Annotated in this window: 30 protein-coding genes and 2 pseudogenes; 21 read left to right on the top strand and 11 right to left on the bottom strand. The window is 46.2% G+C overall.

The genetic code is table 11. The annotated features are described in order from the left end of the window. Window positions 1-63 precede the first annotated feature (63 nt). From A1SC_RS18815 to A1SC_RS18855, 10 genes and pseudogenes are all read right to left on the bottom strand, one after another. A complete protein-coding gene (locus A1SC_RS18815) occupies window positions 64-861 on the bottom strand; it encodes a helix-turn-helix transcriptional regulator (RefSeq protein WP_000881075.1) in 798 nt (265 codons plus the stop codon). Window positions 862-870: 9 nt separating this feature from the next. Continuing rightward, window positions 871-1,422, bottom strand: a complete 552-nt coding sequence (ybcL, locus tag A1SC_RS18820; protein ID WP_001445652.1) for a Raf kinase inhibitor-like protein YbcL — start codon at window positions 1,420-1,422, stop codon at window positions 871-873. A 464-nt stretch (window positions 1,423-1,886) separates the two neighbouring features. Then, window positions 1,887-3,413 (bottom strand): recombinase family protein, encoded by a 1,527-nt coding sequence (locus tag A1SC_RS18825; protein WP_000709082.1) that lies wholly within the window; start codon window positions 3,411-3,413, stop codon window positions 1,887-1,889. Window positions 3,414-3,470: 57 nt separating this feature from the next. Continuing rightward, window positions 3,471-3,619 (bottom strand): annotated as a pseudogene (ylcJ, locus tag A1SC_RS24925) (protein YlcJ). A 47-nt stretch (window positions 3,620-3,666) separates the two neighbouring features. Next, a complete protein-coding gene (emrE, locus tag A1SC_RS18835) occupies window positions 3,667-3,999 on the bottom strand; it encodes a multidrug efflux SMR transporter EmrE (RefSeq protein ID WP_001070451.1) in 333 nt (110 codons plus the stop codon). Window positions 4,000-4,066: 67 nt separating this feature from the next. Further along, the gene (locus tag A1SC_RS18840; RefSeq protein ID WP_000145915.1) at window positions 4,067-4,369 is read right to left on the bottom strand and encodes a protein ren; all 303 of its coding nucleotides are present in this window, start codon (window positions 4,367-4,369) and stop codon (window positions 4,067-4,069) included. Further along, window positions 4,366-5,067: a replication protein P gene (locus A1SC_RS18845; RefSeq protein ID WP_000788823.1), complete on the bottom strand. Its 702-nt coding sequence runs from the start codon at window positions 5,065-5,067 to the stop codon at window positions 4,366-4,368. Before A1SC_RS18845 ends, A1SC_RS18840 begins: the two co-directional genes overlap by 4 nt. Beyond that, window positions 5,064-5,970: pseudogene (locus A1SC_RS0121155) on the bottom strand (replication protein). Before A1SC_RS0121155 ends, A1SC_RS18845 begins: the two are co-directional and overlap by 4 nt. A gap of 86 nt (window positions 5,971-6,056) precedes the next feature. Then, window positions 6,057-6,596, bottom strand: a complete 540-nt coding sequence (locus A1SC_RS18850) for a toxin YdaT domain-containing protein (RefSeq protein ID WP_001182878.1) — start codon at window positions 6,594-6,596, stop codon at window positions 6,057-6,059. A 30-nt stretch (window positions 6,597-6,626) separates the two neighbouring features. Next, window positions 6,627-6,854, bottom strand: a complete 228-nt coding sequence (locus tag A1SC_RS18855) for a helix-turn-helix domain-containing protein (protein ID WP_000184665.1) — start codon at window positions 6,852-6,854, stop codon at window positions 6,627-6,629. 110 nt (window positions 6,855-6,964) lie between these two features. Between A1SC_RS18855 and A1SC_RS0121150 the strand changes: the two genes are divergently transcribed. The 14 genes from A1SC_RS0121150 (at window position 6,965) to A1SC_RS18920 (ending at window position 14,793) form a co-directional block, all read left to right on the top strand. Then, window positions 6,965-7,657, top strand: coding sequence for an XRE family transcriptional regulator (locus A1SC_RS0121150; protein WP_000712396.1), 693 nt, complete (start codon window positions 6,965-6,967; stop codon window positions 7,655-7,657). An 80-nt stretch (window positions 7,658-7,737) separates the two neighbouring features. Beyond that, window positions 7,738-8,799 carry a hypothetical protein gene (locus A1SC_RS18860; protein ID WP_000380252.1) on the top strand — a complete coding sequence of 354 codons (1,062 nt, stop codon included), beginning with the start codon at window positions 7,738-7,740 and terminating at the stop codon, window positions 8,797-8,799. Further along, the gene (locus tag A1SC_RS18865; protein WP_000866321.1) at window positions 8,777-9,154 is read left to right on the top strand and encodes an ASCH domain-containing protein; all 378 of its coding nucleotides are present in this window, start codon (window positions 8,777-8,779) and stop codon (window positions 9,152-9,154) included. Before A1SC_RS18860 ends, A1SC_RS18865 begins: the two co-directional genes overlap by 23 nt. 480 nt (window positions 9,155-9,634) lie before the next feature. Beyond that, complete coding sequence (locus A1SC_RS18870; protein WP_000233577.1) at window positions 9,635-9,841, top strand: phage encoded cell division inhibitor protein; 207 nt, start codon at window positions 9,635-9,637, stop codon at window positions 9,839-9,841. Window positions 9,842-9,916: 75 nt separating this feature from the next. Then, window positions 9,917-10,213, top strand: a complete 297-nt coding sequence (locus tag A1SC_RS18875; RefSeq protein ID WP_000995455.1) for a host-nuclease inhibitor Gam family protein — start codon at window positions 9,917-9,919, stop codon at window positions 10,211-10,213. Between the two features lie 5 nt (window positions 10,214-10,218). Then, on the top strand, window positions 10,219-11,004 hold the full coding sequence (gene bet, locus A1SC_RS18880) for a phage recombination protein Bet (protein ID WP_016261926.1): 786 nt from the start codon (window positions 10,219-10,221) through the stop codon (window positions 11,002-11,004). Then, complete coding sequence (locus A1SC_RS18885; protein ID WP_016261925.1) at window positions 11,001-11,681, top strand: lambda exonuclease family protein; 681 nt, start codon at window positions 11,001-11,003, stop codon at window positions 11,679-11,681. The genes bet and A1SC_RS18885 overlap by 4 nt, the downstream gene beginning before the upstream one ends. Beyond that, window positions 11,678-11,839 (top strand): DUF1317 family protein, encoded by a 162-nt coding sequence (locus A1SC_RS18890; RefSeq protein ID WP_000682294.1) that lies wholly within the window; start codon window positions 11,678-11,680, stop codon window positions 11,837-11,839. The genes A1SC_RS18885 and A1SC_RS18890 overlap by 4 nt, the downstream gene beginning before the upstream one ends. Further along, window positions 11,832-12,389 carry a phage N-6-adenine-methyltransferase gene (locus A1SC_RS18895; RefSeq protein WP_000129285.1) on the top strand — a complete coding sequence of 186 codons (558 nt, stop codon included), beginning with the start codon at window positions 11,832-11,834 and terminating at the stop codon, window positions 12,387-12,389. The genes A1SC_RS18890 and A1SC_RS18895 overlap by 8 nt, the downstream gene beginning before the upstream one ends. A 76-nt stretch (window positions 12,390-12,465) precedes the next feature. Beyond that, window positions 12,466-12,681 (top strand): hypothetical protein, encoded by a 216-nt coding sequence (locus A1SC_RS18900; protein WP_000188870.1) that lies wholly within the window; start codon window positions 12,466-12,468, stop codon window positions 12,679-12,681. A 98-nt stretch (window positions 12,682-12,779) separates the two neighbouring features. Further along, window positions 12,780-12,998: a TraR/DksA family transcriptional regulator gene (locus A1SC_RS18905; RefSeq protein WP_016261924.1), complete on the top strand. Its 219-nt coding sequence runs from the start codon at window positions 12,780-12,782 to the stop codon at window positions 12,996-12,998. Window positions 12,999-13,045: 47 nt separating this feature from the next. Next, window positions 13,046-13,285: a DUF4222 domain-containing protein gene (locus tag A1SC_RS18910; protein ID WP_000488406.1), complete on the top strand. Its 240-nt coding sequence runs from the start codon at window positions 13,046-13,048 to the stop codon at window positions 13,283-13,285. Between the two features lie 139 nt (window positions 13,286-13,424). Continuing rightward, window positions 13,425-13,661 carry an excisionase gene (locus A1SC_RS18915; protein WP_000088652.1) on the top strand — a complete coding sequence of 79 codons (237 nt, stop codon included), beginning with the start codon at window positions 13,425-13,427 and terminating at the stop codon, window positions 13,659-13,661. Next, window positions 13,651-14,793 carry a site-specific integrase gene (locus tag A1SC_RS18920; protein WP_000741339.1) on the top strand — a complete coding sequence of 381 codons (1,143 nt, stop codon included), beginning with the start codon at window positions 13,651-13,653 and terminating at the stop codon, window positions 14,791-14,793. Before A1SC_RS18915 ends, A1SC_RS18920 begins: the two co-directional genes overlap by 11 nt. A 113-nt stretch (window positions 14,794-14,906) precedes the next feature. On the opposite strand, the gene icd is transcribed toward A1SC_RS18920, so the two are convergent. Beyond that, a complete protein-coding gene (gene icd / locus A1SC_RS18925) occupies window positions 14,907-16,157 on the bottom strand; it encodes an NADP-dependent isocitrate dehydrogenase (protein WP_000444487.1) in 1,251 nt (416 codons plus the stop codon). A 171-nt stretch (window positions 16,158-16,328) separates the two neighbouring features. On the opposite strand from icd, the gene rluE reads away from it, so the two are divergent. The 7 genes from rluE to phoQ all read left to right on the top strand — a co-directional run bounded on the left by rluE (window position 16,329) and on the right by phoQ (window position 22,954). After that, window positions 16,329-16,982: a 23S rRNA pseudouridine(2457) synthase RluE gene (gene rluE, locus A1SC_RS18930; RefSeq protein WP_001516210.1), complete on the top strand. Its 654-nt coding sequence runs from the start codon at window positions 16,329-16,331 to the stop codon at window positions 16,980-16,982. 9 nt (window positions 16,983-16,991) lie between these two features. Beyond that, window positions 16,992-17,453: a phosphatase NudJ gene (nudJ, locus tag A1SC_RS18935; protein ID WP_016261923.1), complete on the top strand. Its 462-nt coding sequence runs from the start codon at window positions 16,992-16,994 to the stop codon at window positions 17,451-17,453. Between the two features lie 53 nt (window positions 17,454-17,506). Continuing rightward, complete coding sequence (gene mnmA / locus A1SC_RS18940; RefSeq protein WP_016261922.1) at window positions 17,507-18,613, top strand: tRNA 2-thiouridine(34) synthase MnmA; 1,107 nt, start codon at window positions 17,507-17,509, stop codon at window positions 18,611-18,613. 34 nt (window positions 18,614-18,647) lie between these two features. Beyond that, the gene (gene hflD / locus A1SC_RS18945) at window positions 18,648-19,289 is read left to right on the top strand and encodes a high frequency lysogenization protein HflD (protein ID WP_001516208.1); all 642 of its coding nucleotides are present in this window, start codon (window positions 18,648-18,650) and stop codon (window positions 19,287-19,289) included. A gap of 3 nt (window positions 19,290-19,292) precedes the next feature. Further along, entirely contained in the window at window positions 19,293-20,663 is a 1,371-nt protein-coding gene (purB, locus tag A1SC_RS18950) for an adenylosuccinate lyase (RefSeq protein ID WP_000423722.1), read from the top strand. A gap of 159 nt (window positions 20,664-20,822) precedes the next feature. After that, window positions 20,823-21,494, top strand: coding sequence for a two-component system response regulator PhoP (gene phoP, locus A1SC_RS18955; RefSeq protein WP_001265481.1), 672 nt, complete (start codon window positions 20,823-20,825; stop codon window positions 21,492-21,494). Continuing rightward, window positions 21,494-22,954 carry a two-component system sensor histidine kinase PhoQ gene (gene phoQ, locus A1SC_RS18960; protein ID WP_016261921.1) on the top strand — a complete coding sequence of 487 codons (1,461 nt, stop codon included), beginning with the start codon at window positions 21,494-21,496 and terminating at the stop codon, window positions 22,952-22,954. The genes phoP and phoQ overlap by 1 nt, the downstream gene beginning before the upstream one ends. The last annotated feature ends 36 nt before the right edge of the window (window positions 22,955-22,990 follow it).

Raw genomic sequence — 22,990 nt, 5'->3', positions numbered from 1 at the left:
TAATTATGCCGTGTTGATTTCCCAAAATCAAAATCGATAGAATTGCTCCTTCTTAAAACACTTTTACTCTCTGGAAGCTTTTCTTATCTCTCTTGGTGTTATATTAAAACGATTATGAAATCTTTCAGTAAAACGAGAAGGACACTTATAACCATTTTCTCTGGCAATCTCGCTTATAGGTTTTACCGTCGTTTGTATAGCAGACAACGCATTATTTAACCTCACATCGTCCAGTATACTTTGGAAACTTACCCCCTCGCTTGCTAGACGGCGATGTAATGTAGAAACAGAAATGTAGAGATATCGAGCAACCTTGTTTGCTGTCCATTTTGTGCCGGGTTCGGATAGCAGCAGGTTATAACAACGACTTATCAATGATTGTTTACTATATGATAAAAGTAAATGATTAACATGATTCACTCCTAACGAAAGTAGAACGCCCATTGCTAAGTGCTCCTGAATTTTAGTTGAGAAGCCTCGGGAAACAGATGTTTTTAGTTGCTCCCAACAATATATTAATTCAGGATTCTGAGGTAAAAAGAAACTTGTTTTGTTACGTATTTGATCAGTTACCGTATAAAGTTTTTGGAAACTCTCAATTAAATCAATGGGTAAGTAAAGCATTTCTGCAAGATAAAGCCCTGCTTCAGGATAATTCTCAATATAAAATTCATAACCACAAGGAAATAATATTATTTGATTATTATCAACAGTTAAAGTATGCGTCTCCCAATTGATAACTTTCTTTCCCTGACGGATACGACACAAAGCTGGCATAAGAGGCTTAACCCTATGAATCTCATGATGTTTATGCATCCGTATTTCTTCGATCTTTAAGTTAGTCTTACCTCTTGCCAGCATACTCTCACCCTACTTTATCTCATAAACTGGTGTTATCTCAGCGGTTGCGATTTTATTAGCATTAAGCATATAACCAACTAACGCTCCGCTGGAGTTAGAATCTACAGGAATCTTTTCAGTTTTTAGAGCCCATACTTTAAACTGGTAATGATGTGGTTTATCTCCTTTAGGAGGACATGCGCCACCAAACCCAGCATAGCCAAAATCATTTCGGCCTTGAACAGCACCAGTCGGCAGTTTTGTTCCATCACGTCTCCCTGCATCAACGGGCAAATATGTTATTGTTGCTGGAATATTAACAACAGTCCAATGCCACCAACCACTGCCTGTAGGTGCATCTGGATCATATACAGTTACGGCAAAGCTTTTGGTACCTTCAGGAACACCAGACCAGGTTAATGAGGGCGATGTATTACCACCTTCACACCCAAATCCAGAAAAGACATGAGACGTTGTAAGTTGCTCTCCTGTTTTTATTTCATTACTAGTGACCTGAAATGCTGCAGCCTGCGCAGAAAATGTTATGAATGCCAATACAGTTGAAACGATAAGTGTTTTCATAAAAACCTCTTTGTTATGACCTATCGTTATTTTATTTGATATTCCTTTATCTCATTATGCATAAAGGCGCAATGTTTATGCAAAAGCAATCACAATTGTACCCCCAACCCAATTATTTGCCACAATATACACAAAGCACATTGATACTATCTAAAAACTCTGCTTTATTATTAGTAATACCTACGAAAGTCGGTGTTATTTTTTAACCTACCATTCAAAATACGTGACATACACCATTTTGCTCATAATAATTTGTCACGTATTTTCAGTATTTGAATCTGCGACCAAGAGTTCTCACCTAACAAATGATTAAGATTGTATAGCTCATTTACTACCCCAATACAGCCGTACAAAACTCGCTTGTGGGAGCAAACAAAGTAATTACCCATTAAGTTTCGTCAAAGATAATTAATTCTGTCTTGCACTTTATCACCATAGCATAACTTAAAATCCGAGATCATTATTTAGAAATAAATCTCACCATCAACCATATATTTGAGAGCACTTATCGCCTGCTGGGCGGATATTACTTTCATTAAAGGATAGTGTTTAAAAACAATGCCATTCATAAAATAGATATCACAGGTTTTATTATCCGTATTAATTATGATTTTTTCGAATGTTTTATAGGCAAGTGTACGGCATAACTCTCGTCCATTTTTACTGGTTAAGTCAATAGCATAAAAATCACTGAATGAATTTACACCTTTACTCTTCAAAGTTTTCAATGATACCGAAGCCCTTCGTAATTCCTTATCTAATAGTCTTATTTTCTCTGCTATAGCGGTAACTTCAGGCGCGACAGACAATGCAACGATTAAATTATTAATTTTCATCTGAAGCTCAATAATTTTTAACTCTAAAGTTTCATTAGCATCTTTCTTGTTTTCAACTGGTTGAATTTTGCTACAATTAAAAAGCAATTCATTAATGATATTATAATCAACCAAATCTCTTTTTATTGATGGCCTGTCACATCGATGTAATCTTCTCATCGGACAAACATAATAGCCATGCAAACTTCCAGATACCGCATGAACAATCATGGTATTACCACAAGCCTCACACTTCATAACTGTTCGAAGTAGATTTATTAGCATAGGATTCTTGCTACTATTGCTAATACCAAAAGGTGCCAACCGAATTTCCTGTACAGCGTAAAACAAATCATCTGATATGACTCTGGGATAATAGCCAGCGATTTCACTTATCCCTTTCCCTCTTGCACGATATGAAGGTACGCATATACCTATCAGAGCTTTATTCGCTAATAATTTTTCAATTACAGAAGGTCCCCATGCACTTTCTTTTCCTGAGAAATTCTTTACAGCATGATCATTTAAATACTTGGCTATTGCATTCAATGAGCGCCTTTCCATCCTGAGTTTAAAAATTAGCTCAATAGTTTTCACCCTGTCGGGGTCTGGAACAAAAGCCGTTCTTTTGTCATCTAAGGAGAGCCATCTCGGACAAGACGCCGTCATAATCGTACCTGATTCCAGTGCATCCTGCCGTTTTTTCTTCCATGATAATTTAACCCGACTTGACTTTATCTCGCTTTCTTCATTTGCCCTTTGTGCTATAAGTATGGCTTTTATTAATGAATATGGCTCATTCAAAGAGTCAATATTATAGACTGTATTGTCGCAAAGAGTTATAACATCAATACCGTGATTCAAAATCAATTTCAGACGTTCAATCGCTTCACCGACTTTTTCTCTTGAAAGTCTGTCCAGACTTTCAACTAACAATGTAGTTCCTGGCAATATATAACCATGCTCTATAGCATCTAAAAATTCCGAAAAAGCTCCTGATTGTGCATGCTTTCCTTTGAATGCACTTAATCCTAAATCTTCATATGTTATGGTATCAAGATAATAATCACTATTTACCTTTAACCATTCAGCAATAAGTCTTCTCTGTCGGTTTAATGAGTCACCAGACATCTGACCTGGTGATGAAAATCGCATATATGCTATGGCTTTTTTCATGGTGACACCTGCTAACGTATGCTTTTATAAACCTTAGTGATGGGATATAATTTTTGTTTAATTTTTATTTAAAAAGACAATTAAGGTCACATTATCTTGAATATACAACAATAATCGTATTGCAATTTTCTTACGCCATAATCTTGAAAGCACAAAAGAATACATAAAAATAAAGACATTAACAAAAAGCATAAAACGAGGCTCATATAAATATAAGAGCCTCCATATTTTAGTCGTTTAGAAACAAATTATTTTAATGTGGTGTGCTTCGTGACAATAAATTAATAACCAACACACCGGCACAAATCAACATCATGCCTATAATGGCTGGCAGGTCCAGCCGTTGGCCGAAAAGTCCCCATGACAGTAAGCTAATCAGGACAATACCGACTCCTGACCAGATAGCATAAGCAATCCCTGTAGGAATATAAGCCAGCGTCTGAGCTAATAACCAGAATGATGCACAATAACAAATAATTGTACCAACAGATGGCCATAACCGTGTAAAACCTTCTGAAAACTTCATTAAGGTTGTACCAATGACCTCTGCAAGTATTGCACCACCAAGATAAATATAAGGGTTCATAGCATATTCTTTCCTGTTCAAACTGGAGAGAATTGTACTACAGTTTGAACTCAACTCACCTGTTTCATCATTGTGTACCCATTGATGTTCTTTTATATACCCTCAATACCCGTTTCATCGCGGCACTCTGGCGACACTCCTTAAAAATCAGATTCGTGCTCACCTTTCCTTCCCGTTCTTCTCTGGTAGCGAACCGGTAATACACCGTTCGCCAGACCTTACCATCAACGACCAGGATTCCTGCCCGCGCCATTTTAGCCGCAGCCTGATTTATGCTGGTTACGGTTGCGCCTGTTACCGCGGCAACGTCCTGTGCACAGAAGCTCTTATGCGTCCCCAGGTAATGAATAATTGCCTCTTTGCCCGTCATACACTTGCTCCTTTCAGCCCAAACTTAGCTTTGATTTCTGCGATCTTCGCCAGAGCCTGTGCACGATTTAGAGGTCTACCGCCCATGACAGGAAGTTGTTTTACTGGTTCAGGTATCGCCTCATCACGGTTAATTCGCGCTGTCATACAGGCCAGTTCATCGGCAGCCTTGCGCCGTAATTCCGCATCAGTCAGCGCATTGGCCCGCATGTTCTGATACAGGTTGGTAACCAGCCAGTAGTGCGCGTTTGATTTCCACGGATAAGACTCTGCATCCGGATACAGGCCACGTTTCCGGCAATACTCGTAAACCATATCAACCAGCTCGCTGGCGTTTGGCAGCCCGGCGGTAACGGATGCTTCTTCCCGGCACCAGGCAACAAACTGCCCGGGTGATGGCAGGAATGGTCGATTCTGCCGACGGGCTACGCGCATTCCTGCGTTAACCTGTTCCATCGTGGTGATCCCGTTTTCCCGGAAAGCCAGAACCCACTGGCGGCGGATTTCGTTCAGTTCGTTCTGGTCCCGGTTAGCCAGGCTCGCCGGGAAAGTTGCCAGTAACTGGCTGAACACACCGTTGATGATCTGCGCTACCTGCTGTACCTGCGGCTTTTCGTCGTACTTTTCCGGCATGTTGTTGGCGATCCGACGCATCTGCTCACGGTCAAAGTTAACCATCTGTGCGGCGATGTTTTTCATAGATCCACCCCGTAAATCCAGTCTGTGTTTGTCAGGTCGAGTTTTGGTTTGCTGGCTATCACGCCTGCCTGTTGCTTGTTACGGTTAATTTCGAGTTGGGTCCACTTGTCGCGGAGTTTGGCCGGACTTAGCACGTTACCGGACCAGAAGTTGTCCTGGCATGCCCAGCGGAACAGCACGCACATGTCGCGGTGGTTACGTCCGTCACGTTCACGCATCAGGCGGATATCGTTAGCCCACCCAGCAAAATTCGGTTTTCTGGCTGATGGTGCGATAGTCTTCACCATGTCAAACATCCACTCTGCGGCGGTCAGGTCTTCTGCTGTCCCCCACTTGCTGCCGCTCTGAATTGCAGCATCCGGTTTCACCACAGGAAGATCGTTTTCTGGCTGGTCAGAGGATTCGCCAGAATTCTCGGACGAAAAAGGTTTTATATTGTCTTTTGTTAGTTTGTCTTTTGTGTTTACCTGATTCGGGTAAACTTTTCTTACCTGATTCAGGTAAATTTACCTCTTTCAGGTAAACTTTATTTTTCTTACCTGATTCGGGTAATGTTGACCATTCACTGACCACATTATTAATGCCGATATTCCGCCCGCTCTGAATAAGAATCCCACGCTTTACCAGAACGCTTTTTGCAGCAGAACACTTGTGCGGCAATATCCCGGTCAATTCGGAAAGTTGCTCGTTGCTCACCCAATCCAGTTTTTTATTAAAGCCATATGTTTTGCGCATGACAGCCAGGAAGACCAGAAGCTGGTGCTGTGTTAATCCGGCCAGCATCACAGCTTCCAGCAACTCATTTGCAATGCGCGTATAACCATCATCGAGATCTGCCACGCGCGGCTCCTTTTGTGCCGCATCCGGCACTGGAAAATTGAATATCTCAGCAGTGTTTGCCATAATTCCTCCCGCAATGAGTGCGTTACGATTTGCACCTGAAAGTCGGTTCTGTTCCAGCAGACCGGCTTTCGCCATTTCTGAACCAGTCATATTGCCCCCAGCATGGTGGTGACCATCGCCATCAATGGACCAGCCAGATCCGGGTCCACACGAAACATCGACACAATGCCTTCACTCATCTCCTTCAGTTTCTGGTGGCGTGGCGCGTTGAGAATGACAGCCTGTTTTGCTTCACTGAGTTCCTTTTCCATTTCAGCCAGCCGAGCCATGAAGCTATCCTGCTCAACCAGGTGGCCGCGATAGTCCAGCGGTAGTACCGCCAGAATTGCCGGGGTCAGTTCACGCACGTTATTTCGGTATTTTTCAGAATCGAATTTGTTATCGAGGAAGCGGAACAGCTTCTGGCGTGCACGGCTGACATCATCAGGGAAATCGATGGTGCCGCCGCCCTGCTCCCGATACTCATTCACAATGAGTGCGGCAACAACATCCTGATTATCTGCAGCCGACCAGGCGCGGACGGCATCACGGATTTTTTCGTGGCCTGGAGCTTGTTTTGTTTGAGAACGATTTATCACCGCAGTCGGGCTAAATCCGCTAGTCTGTTGGTATGTAAGTGGTTGCATAGTCATTGCCTTATCAGTTAACGCCGCAGATTAGGCGGCAGAATTACTCGCGTTAAACAATGGTGCGAGGTCGGGACGAATATCTGCTGGTTTAATCTTTCCACCAGTGGCTGAGACAATTTTCATTACATAGCGGGCATCAATTCCGCCACCGTGTAGCCAACGCCAAACAGTGGGCTGGGCTACACCGCATAGATCTGCCAGTCGTTTTTGACTACCTGTAATACTGATTGCGAGTTGAATGGTTTGATTTGTCATTGTTAATTCCTATTGGTATTACAATGAATAAATAATAGCAATGCGTATTAATCATAACAATAGCAAAACGTGTTTTGACCATCAATACGCAAGCGTATAAATTAAAACTTATGAAAAAAGAAACTCTTGCTGATCGCTTAAACCTAGCGATGGAACAATCTGGAATGTCTCAAGGCGCTCTTGCAAAGGCGTCTGGCGTAGCTCAACCCACAATCTGGAGACTGACAAGCGGCAACGCGCGCGGCTCAACAAAAATTGTTGAAATAGCTAATGCATTGGGTGTTCGAACAGAGTGGCTCTCATCAGGCATAGGCCCGATGAGAAATGACGGTCAACAATTAGGGAAGCCTACTGCCAACCATCCCAAATACTTCAAGATTGACGTTCTTGATATAGAAGTGAGTGCCGGGCCGGGAGTCATCAACCGTGAGTTTGTAGAAGTTCTACGCTCGGTTGAGTACTCGTTTGACGATGCTCGTCACATGTTCGATGGTAGGAAGGCAGAAAATATCCGCATCATTAACGTACGCGGTGACAGCATGTCAGGAACGATTGAACCTGGTGATCTTCTATTCGTTGATATCACGGTTAAATCTTTCGACGGTGATGGTATCTATGCGTTTCTGTACGACGACACAGCCCATGTAAAGCGCCTGCAAATGATGAAGGATAAGCTGCTGGTTATCTCTGATAACAAAAGCTACTCACCGTGGGACCCGATCGAGAAAGATGAGATGAACCGGGTATTTATCTTCGGGAAAGTTATTGGGAGCATGCCGCAGACGTATAGGAAGCATGGATAGTACCAATTAAAAATTATCAACCGGGCATTGTGCTCATTCAGTAAAACAACTTAATTATTCATTTTAGAATGGAGAACTTAATGGATACTTTAAAATATGAGAAATTCTCTGATTTTGATCACAATGACCCATTTTTTGACTCTTTAAAAAAAGATTATAAAGAGTTTCCTCTTTGGTTAGAAAAAAAAGCCAGAGAAGGAGAATCAGCTTATGTGCTCTATGATGACAAGCATAAAATCGAAGGTTTTATGTATCTAAAAGAAAATGATGATGCAAATGACATTAATCCAGCGCTCCCACCAGGACGTCATCTAAAGATAGGAACATTCAAATTTGAATCTAAAGGCACCCTTCGCGGACAACGATTTCTAAAAAAAGCGTTTGACCATGCATTTTCATCAAAATCTGATGATATTTATGTTACTGTTTTCGACAAACACGTCCATCTAATAAAACTTTTCCAAACGTACGGATTTTACATTCATGGTGAAAAAGAAACACATAACGGGAAAGAGTTTGTATATGCGAGGTCTTTGCATGAGCCTTATGGTGATATTTTATTAGATTACCCTCGAATAATGACATCAAGGGCCAACAAATATTTACTGGCGATTTATCCCGAATATCACACTAGACTATTCCCTGATTCAAAACTTGTAAATGAATCACCAGATATTGTCAAAGATATATCCCATGCTAACAGCATTCATAAAATTTACATATGTGGAATGCGTTCTGTGATGGGAATGAAAAGAGGAGATATCATTGTCATCTATAGAACCGGAGACAAAAAAGGGCCAGCTCGCTATCGTTCTGTAGCCAGTACATTATGTGTAGTTGAGAGCGTAAAAAATATTTCTGAATTTTTAAGCGAAGATAGTTTTGTAGACTATTGTATTCGTTTTAGCGTATTTTCTGAAGATGAACTCAGAAAAATCTATAAAGAACGTCGATACCCTTTCATTATAAGATTCACATACAATCTGTCTTTGCCAAAGAGACCCAATCGTGCTATTTTAATAGATCATGTGGGGCTAAATGGTTCGCGTGCATTCCGATGGAGTCACTTTAAACTCACAAATGAGCAGTTCTTAAAGATCATCGAGTTAGGCAAGATAAATGAAAGTTTTATTATCCATTAAGCCTGAGTTTGCAGAAAAAATATTGAACGGAACAAAGCGGTTCGAGTTTCGTAAAGGTATATTCAAAAATCCGCAAATTAGCACCGTTGTTATTTATGCCACGATGCCATTAGGTAAAGTTGTTGGTCAATTCCGTATTGAATCAATACTAAGTGACGAACCGGAATCTCTTTGGAAAAAGACGGAAAAACACGCAGGTATTTCTAAGCAATTTTATGACTCATATTATTCAGGTAGAGAAAAGGCCTACGCAATAAAAATTGGTGAAGTGGAAAGATATAAAGAACCAATTCCTATCTCTGCTCTAGGTAGTAATATTAAGCCACCACAATCATATCTTTACCTACCTGCGTAAGAATCCCGGCCACCGTGCCGGGTTTTCTTTTGTCCCCTCATCACACAAACCGTTCGAAAAACCACCACATCCTCCCTTCAGTTATCGCTATGCGATGCAAGTCACAAAATTAATTCTTTTTGCTATCAAACAGTTAATATCAAAACACATCAATCAATAGCAATAAGTATTGATACAGCCAATAGCAATAGCTATTATCACCATATCGCAACAACACAACGATACGGCAATCACCTGATTCACCGTTGCGATGACCGCTTAGATCCGCAGCTTGAATTTCAGCAGGCTCCGGGGAGTGCGAGGGGTGAAGCGGACGCGTGAACGTCGGTGTGACCAGCTGAAATCAACCCAACTCAACACCTCATACCTCAGTCGCTTCAACGAGGCGGCTTAGTTATGACAACCGGCGGCCATCCACCGCCTGAATACGCGCAGAAGTCTCTATATGTTCAGCAGCCCAGCTTACGGGCAGGAGTTTTTATGGTTCATCAACATTACGGAACGCAGACCGTTAATCGAGGTGCGGTCATGCCAGGAATGCTGGTCAAACACAAAGATGGTACCTGGACTGCATCAGCTAATTTACGCGGACGGCTATATCTGCATCGCGGCATCGAGCGCACTTATACCCGTGATTTGCTCGTGGAAGTTTTTCTCGACGGACGCGGTAACGGCCTGAATCGCTAATCCCCTTTCCTGTTTTCCTAATCAGCCTGGCATTTCGCGGGCGATATTTTCACAGCCATTTTCAGGAGTTCAGCCATGAACGCTTATTACATTCAGGATCGTCTTGAGGCTCAGAGCTGGGCGCGTTACTACCAGCAGATCGCCCGTGAAGAGAAAGAGGCAGAACTGGCAGACGACATGGAAAAAGGCCTGCCCCAGCACCTGTTTGAATCGCTATGCATCGATCATTTGCAACGCCACGGGGCCAGCAAAAAAGCCATTACCCGTGCGTTTGATGACGATGTTGAGTTTCAGGAGCGCATGGCAGAACACATCCGGTACATGGTTGAAACCATTGCTCACCACCAGGTTGATATTGATTCAGAGGTATAAAACGGATGAGTACAGCACTCGCAACGCTGGCAGGGAAGCTGGCTGAACGTGTCGGCATGGATTCTGTCGACCCACAGGAACTGATCACCACTCTTCGCCAGACGGCATTTAAAGGTGATGCCAGCGATGCGCAGTTCATCGCATTGCTGATCGTCGCCAACCAGTACGGCCTTAATCCGTGGACGAAAGAAATTTACGCCTTCCCTGATAAGCAGAACGGCATTGTTCCGGTGGTGGGCGTTGATGGCTGGTCCCGCATCATCAATGAAAACCAGCAGTTTGATGGCATGGACTTTGAGCAGGACAATGAATCCTGTACATGCCGGATTTACCGCAAGGACCGTAATCATCCGATCTGCGTTACCGAATGGATGGATGAATGCCGCCGCGAACCATTCAAAACCCGCGAAGGCAGAGAAATCACGGGGCCGTGGCAGTCGCATCCCAAACGGATGTTACGGCATAAAGCCATGATTCAGTGTGCCCGTCTGGCCTTCGGATTTGCTGGTATCTATGACAAGGATGAAGCCGAGCGCATTGTCGAAAATACTGCATACACTGCAGAACGTCAGCCGGAACGCGACATCACTCCGGTTAACGATGAAACCATGCAGGAGATTAACACTATGCTGATTGCCCTGGACAAAACATGGGATGACGACTTATTGCCGCTCTGTTCCCAGATATTTCGCCGCGACATTCGCGCATCGTCAGAACTGACACAGGCCGAAGCAGTGAAAGCTCTTGGATTCCTGAAACAGAAAGCCACTGAGCAGAAGGTGGCAGCATGACACCGGACATTATCCTGCAGCGTACCGGGATCGACGTGAGAGCTGTCGAACAGGGGGATGATGCATGGCACAAATTACGGCTCGGCGTCATCACCGCTTCAGAAGTTCACAACGTGATAGCAAAGCCCCGCTCAGGAAAGAAGTGGCCTGACATGAAAATGTCCTACTTCCACACCCTGCTGGCTGAGGTTTGCACCGGTGTGGCTCAGGAAGTTAATGCTAAGGCGCTGGCCTGGGGAAAACAGTACGAGAACGACGCCAGAACCCTGTTTGAATTCACTTCCGGCGTGAATGTTACTGAATCCCCGATCATCTATCGCGACGAAAGTATGCGCACCGCCTGCTCTCCCGATGGTTTATGCAGTGACGGCAACGGCCTTGAACTGAAATGCCCGTTTACCTCCCGGGATTTCATGAAGTTCCGGCTCGGTGGTTTCGAGGCCATAAAATCGGCTTACATGGCCCAGGTGCAGTACAGCATGTGGGTGACGCGAAAAGATGCCTGGTACTTTGCCAACTATGACCCGCGTATGAAGCGTGAAGGCCTGCATTATGTCGTGATTGAGCGGAATGAAAAGTACATGGCGAATTTTGACGAGATGGTGCCGGAGTTCATCGAAAAAATGGACGTGGCACTGGCTGAAATTGGTTTTGTATTTGGGGAGCAATGGCGATGAAGCATCCTCACGATAATATCCGGGTAGGCGCGATCACTTTCATCTACTCCGTTACAAAGCGAGGCTGGGTATTTCCCGGCCTTTCTGTTATCAGAAATCCACTGAAAGCACAGCGGCTGGCTGAGGCGATAAATAATAAACGGGGGCTGTATGACTGATTTCACCGGAAGCAATACTCCTGCCGAACATCGCGACAGCTGGCGCACACCACCAGAGATTTTTGCTGCGCTTAATGCAGAGTTCGTTTTTCAACTTGATGCTGCCGCCAGCGAAAAAAACCGACTATGTCGGCTTTTTATCTCACAGGAGCAGAACACATTAACCACTTCATGGCCTGAAGCAATGGGATATGCCTCTGGTTATGTCTGGTTGAATCCACCATACAGCAATATTTCCCCTTTTGTGAAAAAGGCAGCCACTGAAAACAAATTCAGTAGTGTGGGATGTGTAATGTTATTGCCTGCTGACACATCTGTCGGATGGTTTCATGAAGCGATACAAACCGCCAGTGAGGTCAGATTCATCACGGCAGGACGACTGGCATTTATTAACCCACTCACTGAGAAACCCGTCAGTGGAAATAATAAAGGCTCGATGCTCATTATCTGGCACCCATACCCCCGTACACACTGCCACTTTACGACCGTTGATCGTGGAGAGTTGATGGCGTTCGGCTCAAGGATTCTTGCCCGTCGGGAGGCTGCATGACAACCACGGAATGCATTTTTCTGGCAGCGGGCTTCATATTCTGTGTGCTTATGCTTGCCGACATGGGACTTGTTCAATGACACCTCAGCAGGAAAACGCCCTTCGCAGCATTGCCCGTCAGGCTAATTCTGAAATCAAAAAAGCCAGACAGCAGTTTCCGGATAAAAACGTCGATGACATTTGCCGTAGCGTACTTAAGAAGCACCGCGAAACGGTAACGCTGATGGGATTCACACCGACTCATTTAAGCCTGGCGATCGGCATGTTAAACGGCGTCTTTAAGGAACGGTGAACATGAAAAGCAAAATCATCAGGGAGCTACAGGCTCCTTTTTTATTGTTCGCATTCATCCTCAAGCGTATTAACCAACAATTCAGGGATTAATGAAAGATGGCAGACATCATTGATTCAGCATCAGAAATCGAAGAATTACAGCGCAATACAGCAATAAAAATGCGTCGTCTGAACTATCAGACTGTATCCGCAACTCATCGTTGTGAATGTGGCGATCCGATAGATGAGCGAAGACGCCTGGCTGTTCAGGGTTGTCGGACTTGTGCAAGTTGCCAGGAGGAGATCGAACTTAAGAACAAACAATGGGGACTGTGATGGCCTCAAAGCAGCAAATTTCAACATCGTCCAACTGAGGTGTAAAAATGTTCAGAATCATTTTTCCTAACACCTGGTACGTCGACCACCACGGCACTCCCTGCAAAATCCTGCGTTCTACCCACAACAAAGTTCACTACATCCGAAAAGGCAGAACATGTATCGCCAGCATGTTCCGCTTTAATCATGACTTTGAACCTGTGAATAAAGCTGATGCAGATCGGATAGCAGAAGAGATCGAAACGGCAGAACACATTAAGAAGTTACGTGCCATACGCAGGAAATAGAAAAATTGATAAATTCAATACTGCATTTCTCAGCATTAAATTTATCTCTATGACCAGTCAAGAGATGTACCTGCCATGAGCTTAATATCATGTCAGATATATCGGTCACAAACTCCCTCAGCAGCTAAGAGGAGGACAAATGTCTCGACTAATCACTTTACAGGACTGGGCTAAAGAAGAATTTGGGGACTTAGCACCAAGTGAGCGAGTTCTGAAAAAATACGCGCAAGGGAAAATGATGGCCCCACCCGCTATAAAAGTTGGTCGCTACTGGATGATTGACCGAAATTCCCGTTTTGTAGGAACGCTTGCAGAACCGCAACTCCTAATAAACGCAAACCCAAAACTCCAACGGATAATCGCTGATGGCTGCTAGACCCCGATCTCACAAAATCTCTATACCTAATTTATATTGCAAATTAGATAAGCGAACCGGAAAGGTATATTGGCAATACAAACATCCACTATCCGGTCGTTTTCATAGCTTAGGAACTGATGAGAATGAAGCAAAACAAGTTGCTACTGAAGCAAATACCATTATTGCTGAACAACGTACCAGACAAATATTAAGCGTCAATGAGCGTCTGGAAAGAATGAAAGGCAGGCGCTCAGACATTACGGTGACAGAATGGCTTGATAAATATATTTCTATCCAGGAGGACAGGCTGCAACATAATGAACTAAGACCCAACTCCTATCGGCAAAAAGGCAAACCCATTCGTCTTTTCCGTGAGCATTGTGGAATGCAACACCTCAAGGATATTACCGCACTTGATATTGCCGAAATAATTGATGCTGTAAAGGCTGAAGGTCATAACAGGATGGCGCAAGTCGTGAGAATGGTGTTGATCGACGTCTTCAAAGAAGCACAACACGCAGGACATGTTCCGCCAGGATTTAACCCAGCGCAGGCAACAAAACAACCGCGAAATCGAGTAAACCGCCAAAGATTGTCACTGCCCGAATGGCAGGCAATATTTGAAAGCGTAAGCAGACGGCAGCCCTATTTAAAATGCGGCATGCTACTTGCTCTTGTTACTGGACAACGTTTAGGCGATATCTGCAATTTGAAATTCTCTGATATATGGGACGACATGTTGCACATTACTCAGGAAAAAACCGGTTCAAAACTTGCTATTCCGCTTAACCTGAAATGCGATGCTCTGAATATTACCCTTCGTGAAGTTATATCTCAGTGCAGGGATGCTGTTGTTAGTAAATATCTGGTCCATTACCGTCACACTACCTCTCAAGCAAACAGAGGAGACCAGGTTTCTGCAAATACTCTGACAACGGCTTTTAAAAAGGCCCGGGAAAAATGTGGCATAAAATGGGAGCAAGGAACTGCGCCCACATTTCATGAGCAGCGATCTCTGTCAGAACGGTTATATCGGGAACAGGGTCTGGATACGCAAAAGTTGTTAGGTCATAAATCCAGAAAAATGACCGACCGATACAATGATGATCGTGGTAAAGACTGGGTTATCGTAGATATTAAAACAGCATAGAAAATAGCCAGTTTTGGGGAAGGGTTTTGGGGAAAGTTTTGGGGAAGATTTTACATCTTCATAAAACAACGGGCGTATAACACGCCCGTTTCAATATTTAACACATGTAGAGATTACATGTTCTTGATGATCGCGTCACCAAACTCTGAACATTTCAACAGTTTAGCGCCTTCCATCAGACGTTCGAAGTCATAGGTTACGGTCTTGGCGTTGATTGCGCCTTCCATACCTTTAACAATCAGGTCTGCGGCTTCAGTCCAACCCATATGGCGCAGCATCATCTCCGCGGAGAGAATGATAGAGCCTGGGTTTACTTTGTCCTGACCGGCATATTTCGGTGCTGTACCGTGGGTGGCTTCAAACAGTGCGCATTCGTCACCGATGTTTGCACCAGGGGCGATACCGATACCGCCAACCTGTGCTGCCAGTGCGTCAGAAATGTAGTCACCGTTGAGGTTCATACAGGCGATAACGTCGTATTCAGCCGGACGCAGCAGGATCTGTTGCAGGAATGCGTCAGCAATCACGTCTTTAATGACGATCTCTTTGCCGGTGTTCGGGTTTTTGACTTTCAGCCACGGGCCGCCGTCGATCAGTTCACCGCCAAACTCTTCACGCGCCAACTGGTAACCCCAGTCTTTAAACGCGCCTTCGGTGAACTTCATGATATTGCCTTTGTGCACCAGGGTCACTGAGTCACGGTCGTTGGCAATTGCGTATTCGATTGCTGCTCGTACCAGACGTTTGGTGCCTTCTTCAGAACACGGCTTAATGCCGATACCGCAATGTTCCGGGAAGCGAATTTTCTTCACCCCCATCTCTTCACGCAGGAATTTGATCACTTTCTCAGCGTCAGCAGAGTCAGCTTTCCATTCGATACCTGCATAAATGTCTTCCGAGTTTTCACGGAAGATGACCATATCAGTCAATTCAGGGTGTTTAACCGGGCTTGGAGTGCCCTGGTAGTAACGAACCGGGCGCAGGCAGATGTAGAGATCCAGTTCCTGGCGCAGTGCTACGTTCAGAGAACGAATACCGCCACCAACCGGAGTAGTCAGCGGGCCTTTGATGGCAACGCGATATTCACGAATCAGATCAAGGGTTTCAGCAGGTAGCCAGACGTCCTGACCATAAACCTGGGTGGATTTTTCACCGGTGTAAATTTCCATCCAGGAGATTTTACGCTCGCCTTTATAGGCTTTCTCGACTGCAGCGTCGACCACTTTCAGCATGGCTGGGGTTACATCTACACCGATTCCATCACCTTCAATGTAAGGGATAATCGGATTTTCAGGAACGTTGAGTTTGCCGTTTTGCAGGGTGATCTTCTTGCCTTGTGCCGGAACAACTACTTTACTTTCCATTCACCTCTCCTTCGAGCGCTTCTGGTTTGCTCGTCTGCCACCACGTTGCACATGCGTTTGCGTCCTGCCACACGGATGCATTAGAGCAATTTTTTGTTAATGATTTGTAATTGGCTTGTCAATACTACCCTATTGTTTGTCGTCATGAAAGATGCGCGTTATTAGGCTATAATGCGGCAATTCATAAACCCTGAAAATACCATGCAAAAAACTTCTTTTAGAAATCACCAGGTTAAGCGATTCAGCTCGCAACGTTCCACCAGGCGCAAACCTGAAAACCAGCCCACGCGCGTGATCCTGTTCAATAAACCCTACGATGTTCTTCCGCAGTTCACCGATGAAGCCGGGCGCAAAACATTAAAAGAATTCATCCCTGTTCAGGGCGTTTATGCGGCAGGTCGTCTCGACAGAGATAGCGAAGGGTTACTGGTGCTGACGAATAATGGCGCGTTACAGGCGCGTTTAACCCAGCCGGGCAAACGCACCGGAAAAATCTATTATGTGCAGGTGGAAGGCATTCCCACGCAAGACGCACTTGAAGCCTTACGCAATGGCGTAACCTTAAATGATGGCCCTACCCTGCCCGCAGGTGTGGAACTGGTTGAAGAACCGGAGTGGTTATGGCCACGTAATCCACCAATTCGTGAGCGTAAAAGTATTCCTACCTCCTGGCTTAAGATCACCTTATATGAAGGACGTAATCGCCAGGTGCGCCGCATGACCGCCCATGTTGGTTTCCCCACGCTGCGACTGATTCGCTATGCGATGGGTAATTACACGCTGGATAATCTTGCCAATGGCGAATGGCGAGAAGCGACAGAATAAGGACGCAAAATGTTTAAACCGCACGTTACCGTTGCCTGCGTGGTGCACGCAGAAGGCAAATTTTTAGTCGTTGAAGAGACGATTAATGGTAAAGCGTTATGGAACCAACCCGCCGGGCATCTGGAGGCGGATGAAACATTAACAGAAGCAGCGGCGCGTGAGCTGTGGGAAGAAACCGGCATCAGCGCGCAACCGCAATATTTCATCCGTATGCATCAGTGGATTGCGCCGGATAAGACGCCATTTTTGCGCTTCCTGTTTGCCATTGAGCTTGAGCAAATATGCCCAACACACCCTCATGACAGTGATATCGACCGTTGCCGTTGGGTCAGTGCTGAAGAGATTTTACAGGCACCAAATCTGCGCTCGCCATTAGTGGCAGAAAGTATTCGTTGTTATCAAAGCGGGCAACATTATCCGCTGGAGATGATTGGCGAGTTTAACTGGCCTTTTACAAAGGGTGTCATCTAAAAGGCTGCGTGATAGAATACGCCGCCTTGAAGTTCAATGTCGTGAGTAATCCAATGTCTGAAACCGCAAAAAAAGTGATCGTCGGCATGTCCGGCGGCGTCGATTCCTCCGTTTCTGCCTGGCTGTTGCAACAACAGGGATATCAGGTCGAAGGCCTGTTTATGAAGAACTGGGAAGAAGACGACGGTGAGGAATATTGCACGGCGGCAGCGGATCTGGCTGATGCCCAGGCTGTCTGCGATAAGCTCGGCATTGAACTGCACACTGTCAACTTTGCAGCCGAGTACTGGGACAACGTCTTTGAACTGTTCCTTGCTGAATATAAAGCGGGTCGCACGCCGAACCCGGATATTCTGTGCAACAAAGAGATCAAATTTAAAGCCTTCCTCGAATTTGCCGCCGAAGATTTAGGTGCCGATTATATCGCTACCGGCCATTACGTTCGTCGTGCAGATGTCAATGGCAAGAGCCGCCTGCTGCGTGGTCTGGACAGCAACAAAGACCAGAGCTACTTCCTTTATACACTTAGCCATGAGCAGATAGCGCAAAGCCTGTTCCCGGTTGGCGAACTGGAAAAACCGCAGGTACGTAAGATTGCGGAAGATCTCGGTCTGGTCACCGCGAAGAAAAAAGATTCTACCGGGATCTGCTTTATCGGTGAACGTAAATTCCGCGAGTTTCTTGGCCGTTATCTCCCGGCGCAACCGGGAAAAATCATTACTGTCGATGGTGATGAGATTGGCGAGCACCAGGGGCTGATGTATCACACCCTCGGACAGCGTAAAGGCCTGGGCATCGGTGGCACCAAAGACGGCACTGAAGAGCCGTGGTACGTGGTGGATAAAGACGTCGAGAACAACATTCTGATTGTTGCGCAGGGTCATGAACACCCACGTCTGATGTCTGTCGGATTGATTGCCCAGCAACTGCACTGGGTCGATCGCGAACCTTTCACCGGCACTATACGTTGCACGGTGAAAACCCGCTACCGCCAGACTGACATTCCATGCACCGTCAAGGCGCTGGATGATGATCGCATTGAAGTGATTTTCGATGAGCCGGTTGCGGCCGTCACTCCAGGTCAATCCGCCGTCTTCTATAACGGTGAAGTGTGCCTCGGCGGCGGCATCATTGAGCAGCGTCTGCCGCTGCCAGTCTGATTATTTTCTTACTTAAAACAAGGAAGCAGTGAACGTGGCAAAGAATTACTATGACATCACCCTCGCCCTGGCCGGTATTTGTCAGGCGGCACGCCTGGTACAACAGCTTGCTCACCAGGGGCATTGTGATGCCGATGCGCTACACGTCTCACTCAACAGTATTATCGATGTGAACCCCAGCTCCACGCTGGCGGTTTTTGGCGGCAGCGAAGCCAACCTGCGCGTCGGGCTGGAAACCCTGCTCGGCGTGCTCAATGCCAGCAGTCGCCAGGGCTTAAACGCTGAGTTAACCCGCTACACCCTTAGCCTGATGGTGCTTGAGCGCAAACTCTCGTCTGCCAAAGGTGCGCTCGACACTCTGGGTAACCGGATTAACGGTCTGCAACGCCAGCTCGAACATTTCGATTTACAGTCGGAAACGCTGATGAGCGCAATGGCTGCTATTTATGTTGATGTTATCAGCCCACTTGGCCCACGTATTCAGGTCACCGGTTCCCCTGCCGTACTGCAAAGCCCACAGGTGCAGGCGAAAGTTCGCGCTACCCTGCTGGCAGGCATTCGCGCCGCCGTGCTCTGGCACCAGGTTGGCGGCGGACGTCTACAACTGATGTTTTCTCGTAATCGCCTGACCACTCAGGCAAAACAAATTCTTGCTCATTTAACCCCGGAGTTGTGATCTATGGAATTATCCTCACTGACCGCCGTTTCCCCTGTCGACGGACGCTACGGCGATAAAGTCAGCGCGCTGCGCGGGATTTTCAGCGAATATGGTTTGCTGAAATTCCGTGTACAAGTTGAAGTACGTTGGCTGCAAAAACTGGCCGCGCACGCAGCGATCAAGGAAGTTCCTGCTTTTGCTGCCGACGCAATCGGTTACCTTGATGCAATCGTCGCTAATTTCAGTGAAGAAGATGCGGCGCGAATCAAAACCATTGAGCGTACCACTAACCACGACGTTAAAGCGGTTGAGTATTTCCTGAAAGAAAAAGTGGCTGAGATCCCAGAACTGCACGCAGTTTCTGAATTTATTCACTTTGCCTGCACCTCAGAAGACATCAACAACCTCTCCCACGCATTGATGCTGAAAACCGCGCGTGATGAAGTGATCCTGCCGTACTGGCGTCAACTGATTGACGGCATTAAAGATCTGGCTGTTCAGTATCGCGATATTCCGCTGCTATCCCGTACCCACGGTCAGCCAGCGACACCGTCAACCATCGGTAAAGAGATGGCTAACGTCGCTTATCGTATGGAGCGCCAGTTCCGCCAGCTTAATCAGGTGGAAATCCTCGGCAAAATCAACGGCGCGGTCGGTAACTATAATGCCCACATCGCCGCGTATCCGGAAGTTGACTGGCATCAGTTCAGTGAAGAGTTTGTCACCTCACTGGGTATTCAGTGGAACCCGTACACCACCCAGATTGAACCGCACGACTACATTGCCGAACTGTTTGATTGCATCGCGCGCTTTAACACCATTCTGATCGACTTTGACCGTGACGTCTGGGGTTATATCGCCCTTAACCATTTCAAACAGAAAACCATCGCCGGTGAGATTGGTTCTTCCACCATGCCACACAAGGTTAACCCAATCGACTTCGAAAACTCCGAAGGTAACCTGGGGCTTTCCAACGCGGTGTTGCAGCACCTGGCCAGCAAACTGCCGGTTTCCCGTTGGCAGCGTGACCTGACCGACTCTACCGTGCTACGTAACCTCGGAGTGGGCATCGGTTATGCGCTAATTGCTTACCAGTCCACCCTGAAAGGCGTGAGCAAACTGGAAGTGAACCGTGACCATCTGCTGGATGAACTGGATCACAACTGGGAAGTGCTGGCTGAGCCGATCCAGACAGTTATGCGTCGCTATGGCATCGAAAAACCGTACGAGAAGCTGAAAGAACTGACTCGCGGTAAACGCGTTGACGCCGAAGGCATGAAGCAATTTATCGACGGTCTGGCGCTGCCGGAAGAAGAGAAAGCGCGCCTGAAAGCGATGACCCCTGCTAACTACATTGGTCGCGCCATCACAATGGTGGATGAGCTGAAATAACACCCATATCAATGCCGGATGGCGATGCTGTCCGGCCTGCTTCTTAAGCTGATCTTTTCCCGTATTATCTCCCCTACCCGCTGGTTTAATTAATGTTTACTCCCATAAACACATAATCGCGTTACACTATTTTAATAATTAAGACAGGGAGAAATAAAAATGCGCGTACTGGTTGTCGAAGACAATGCGTTGTTACGTCACCATCTTAAAGTTCAGATTCAGGACGCTGGTCATCAGGTCGATGACGCAGAAGATGCCAAAGAAGCAGATTATTATCTCAATGAACATTTGCCAGATATTGCAATTGTCGATCTCGGTTTGCCTGACGAAGACGGTCTGTCACTGATCCGCCGCTGGCGCAGCAATGATGTTTCACTGCCGATTCTGGTATTAACCGCCCGTGAAAGCTGGCAGGACAAAGTAGAAGTATTAAGCGCCGGCGCTGACGATTACGTGACTAAACCGTTTCATATTGAAGAGGTGATGGCGCGGATGCAGGCATTAATGCGTCGTAATAGTGGTCTGGCTTCACAGGTTATTTCGCTGCCACCGTTTCAGGTTGATCTTTCCCGCCGTGAACTATCGATTAATGACGAAGTGATCAAACTGACCGCGTTTGAATACACCATTATGGAAACGTTGATTCGTAATAATGGCAAAGTGGTCAGCAAAGATTCGTTGATGTTACAACTCTACCCGGACGCCGAATTGCGGGAAAGCCATACCATTGATGTACTCATGGGGCGTCTGCGCAAAAAAATTCAGGCGCAATATCCGCAAGAAGTGATTACCACCGTTCGCGGCCAGGGTTATTTGTTCGAATTGCGCTGATGAAAAAATTACTGCGTCTTTTTTTCCCGCTTTCGCTGCGGGTACGTTTTCTGTTAGCGACGGCGGCGGTAGTACTGGTGCTTTCGCTGGCCTACGGAATGGTCGCGCTGATCGGTTATAGCGTCAGTTTCGATAAAACCACGTTTCGCCTGTTACGCGGCGAGAGCAATTTGTTCTATACCCTCGCAAAGTGGGAAAACAATAAGTTGCATGTCGAGTTACCAGAAAATATCGACAAGCAAAGCCCCACCATGACGCTAATTTATGATAAGAACGGGCAACTTTTATGGGCGCAGCGTGACGTTCCCTGGCTGATGAAAATGATCCAGCCTGACTGGCTGAAATCAAATGGCTTCCATGAAATCGAAGCGGATGTTAACGACACCAGCATCTTGCTGAGTGAAGATCATTCGATACAGCAACAGTTACAGGAAGTACGAGAAGATGACGACGACGCAGAGATGACCCACTCGGTGGCGGTGAACATCTACCCGGCAACGTCGCGGATGCCGAAGTTAACCATTGTGGTGGTGGATACTATTCCGGTGGAGCTTAAAAGTTCCTATATGGTGTGGAGCTGGTTTGTCTACGTGCTCTCAGCCAACCTGCTGTTAGTGATCCCTCTGTTATGGGTCGCCGCCTGGTGGAGTTTACGCCCCATCGAAGCCCTGGCAAAAGAAGTCCGCGAACTGGAAGAACATAACCGCGAATTGCTCAACCCAGCCACGACACGAGAACTGACCAGTCTGGTGCGTAACCTGAACCGGCTATTAAAGAGTGAGCGTGAACGTTACGACAAATACCGCACAACGCTCACCGACCTGACGCACAGCCTGAAAACACCACTGGCGGTACTGCAAAGTACGCTGCGTTCTTTGCGTAGTGAAAAGATGAGCGTCAGTGATGCTGAGCCGGTAATGCTGGAGCAAATCAGCCGTATTTCACAACAAATCGGCTACTACCTGCATCGCGCCAGTATGCGCGGTGGAACGCTGCTTAGCCGCGAACTGCATCCCGTTGCTCCGTTACTGGACAATCTCACCTCGGCGCTGAACAAAGTGTATCAGCGTAAAGGGGTCAATATTTCTCTCGATATTTCGCCAGAAATCAGTTTTGTTGGCGAGCAGAATGACTTTGTCGAAGTGATGGGCAACGTACTGGATAACGCCTGTAAATACTGTCTTGAGTTCGTGGAAATTTCAGCGAGGCAAACCGAAGATCATCTCTATATTGTGGTCGAGGATGACGGCCCGGGAATTCCATTAAGCAAGCGTGAAGTCATTTTCGACCGCGGCCAACGTATAGATACTTTGCGTCCCGGACAAGGTGTTGGTCTGGCTGTCGCCCGTGAAATTACCGAGCAATACGACGGAAAAATCATCGCCGGAGAGAGTATGCTCGGCGGCGCACGAATGGAGGTCATTTTTGGTCGCCAGCATTCTGCGCCAAAGGGTGAATAAATATGCCCTTTCTTCACGCATTACGTTAAGCATCCG

It is taken from the genome of Escherichia sp. KTE52, from assembly GCF_000408325.1.
Lineage (GTDB): Bacteria > Pseudomonadota > Gammaproteobacteria > Enterobacterales > Enterobacteriaceae > Escherichia > Escherichia marmotae.
The sequence above is the reverse complement of the archived record's forward strand: the minus strand, read 5'-3'. Positions and strand labels throughout refer to the sequence as shown.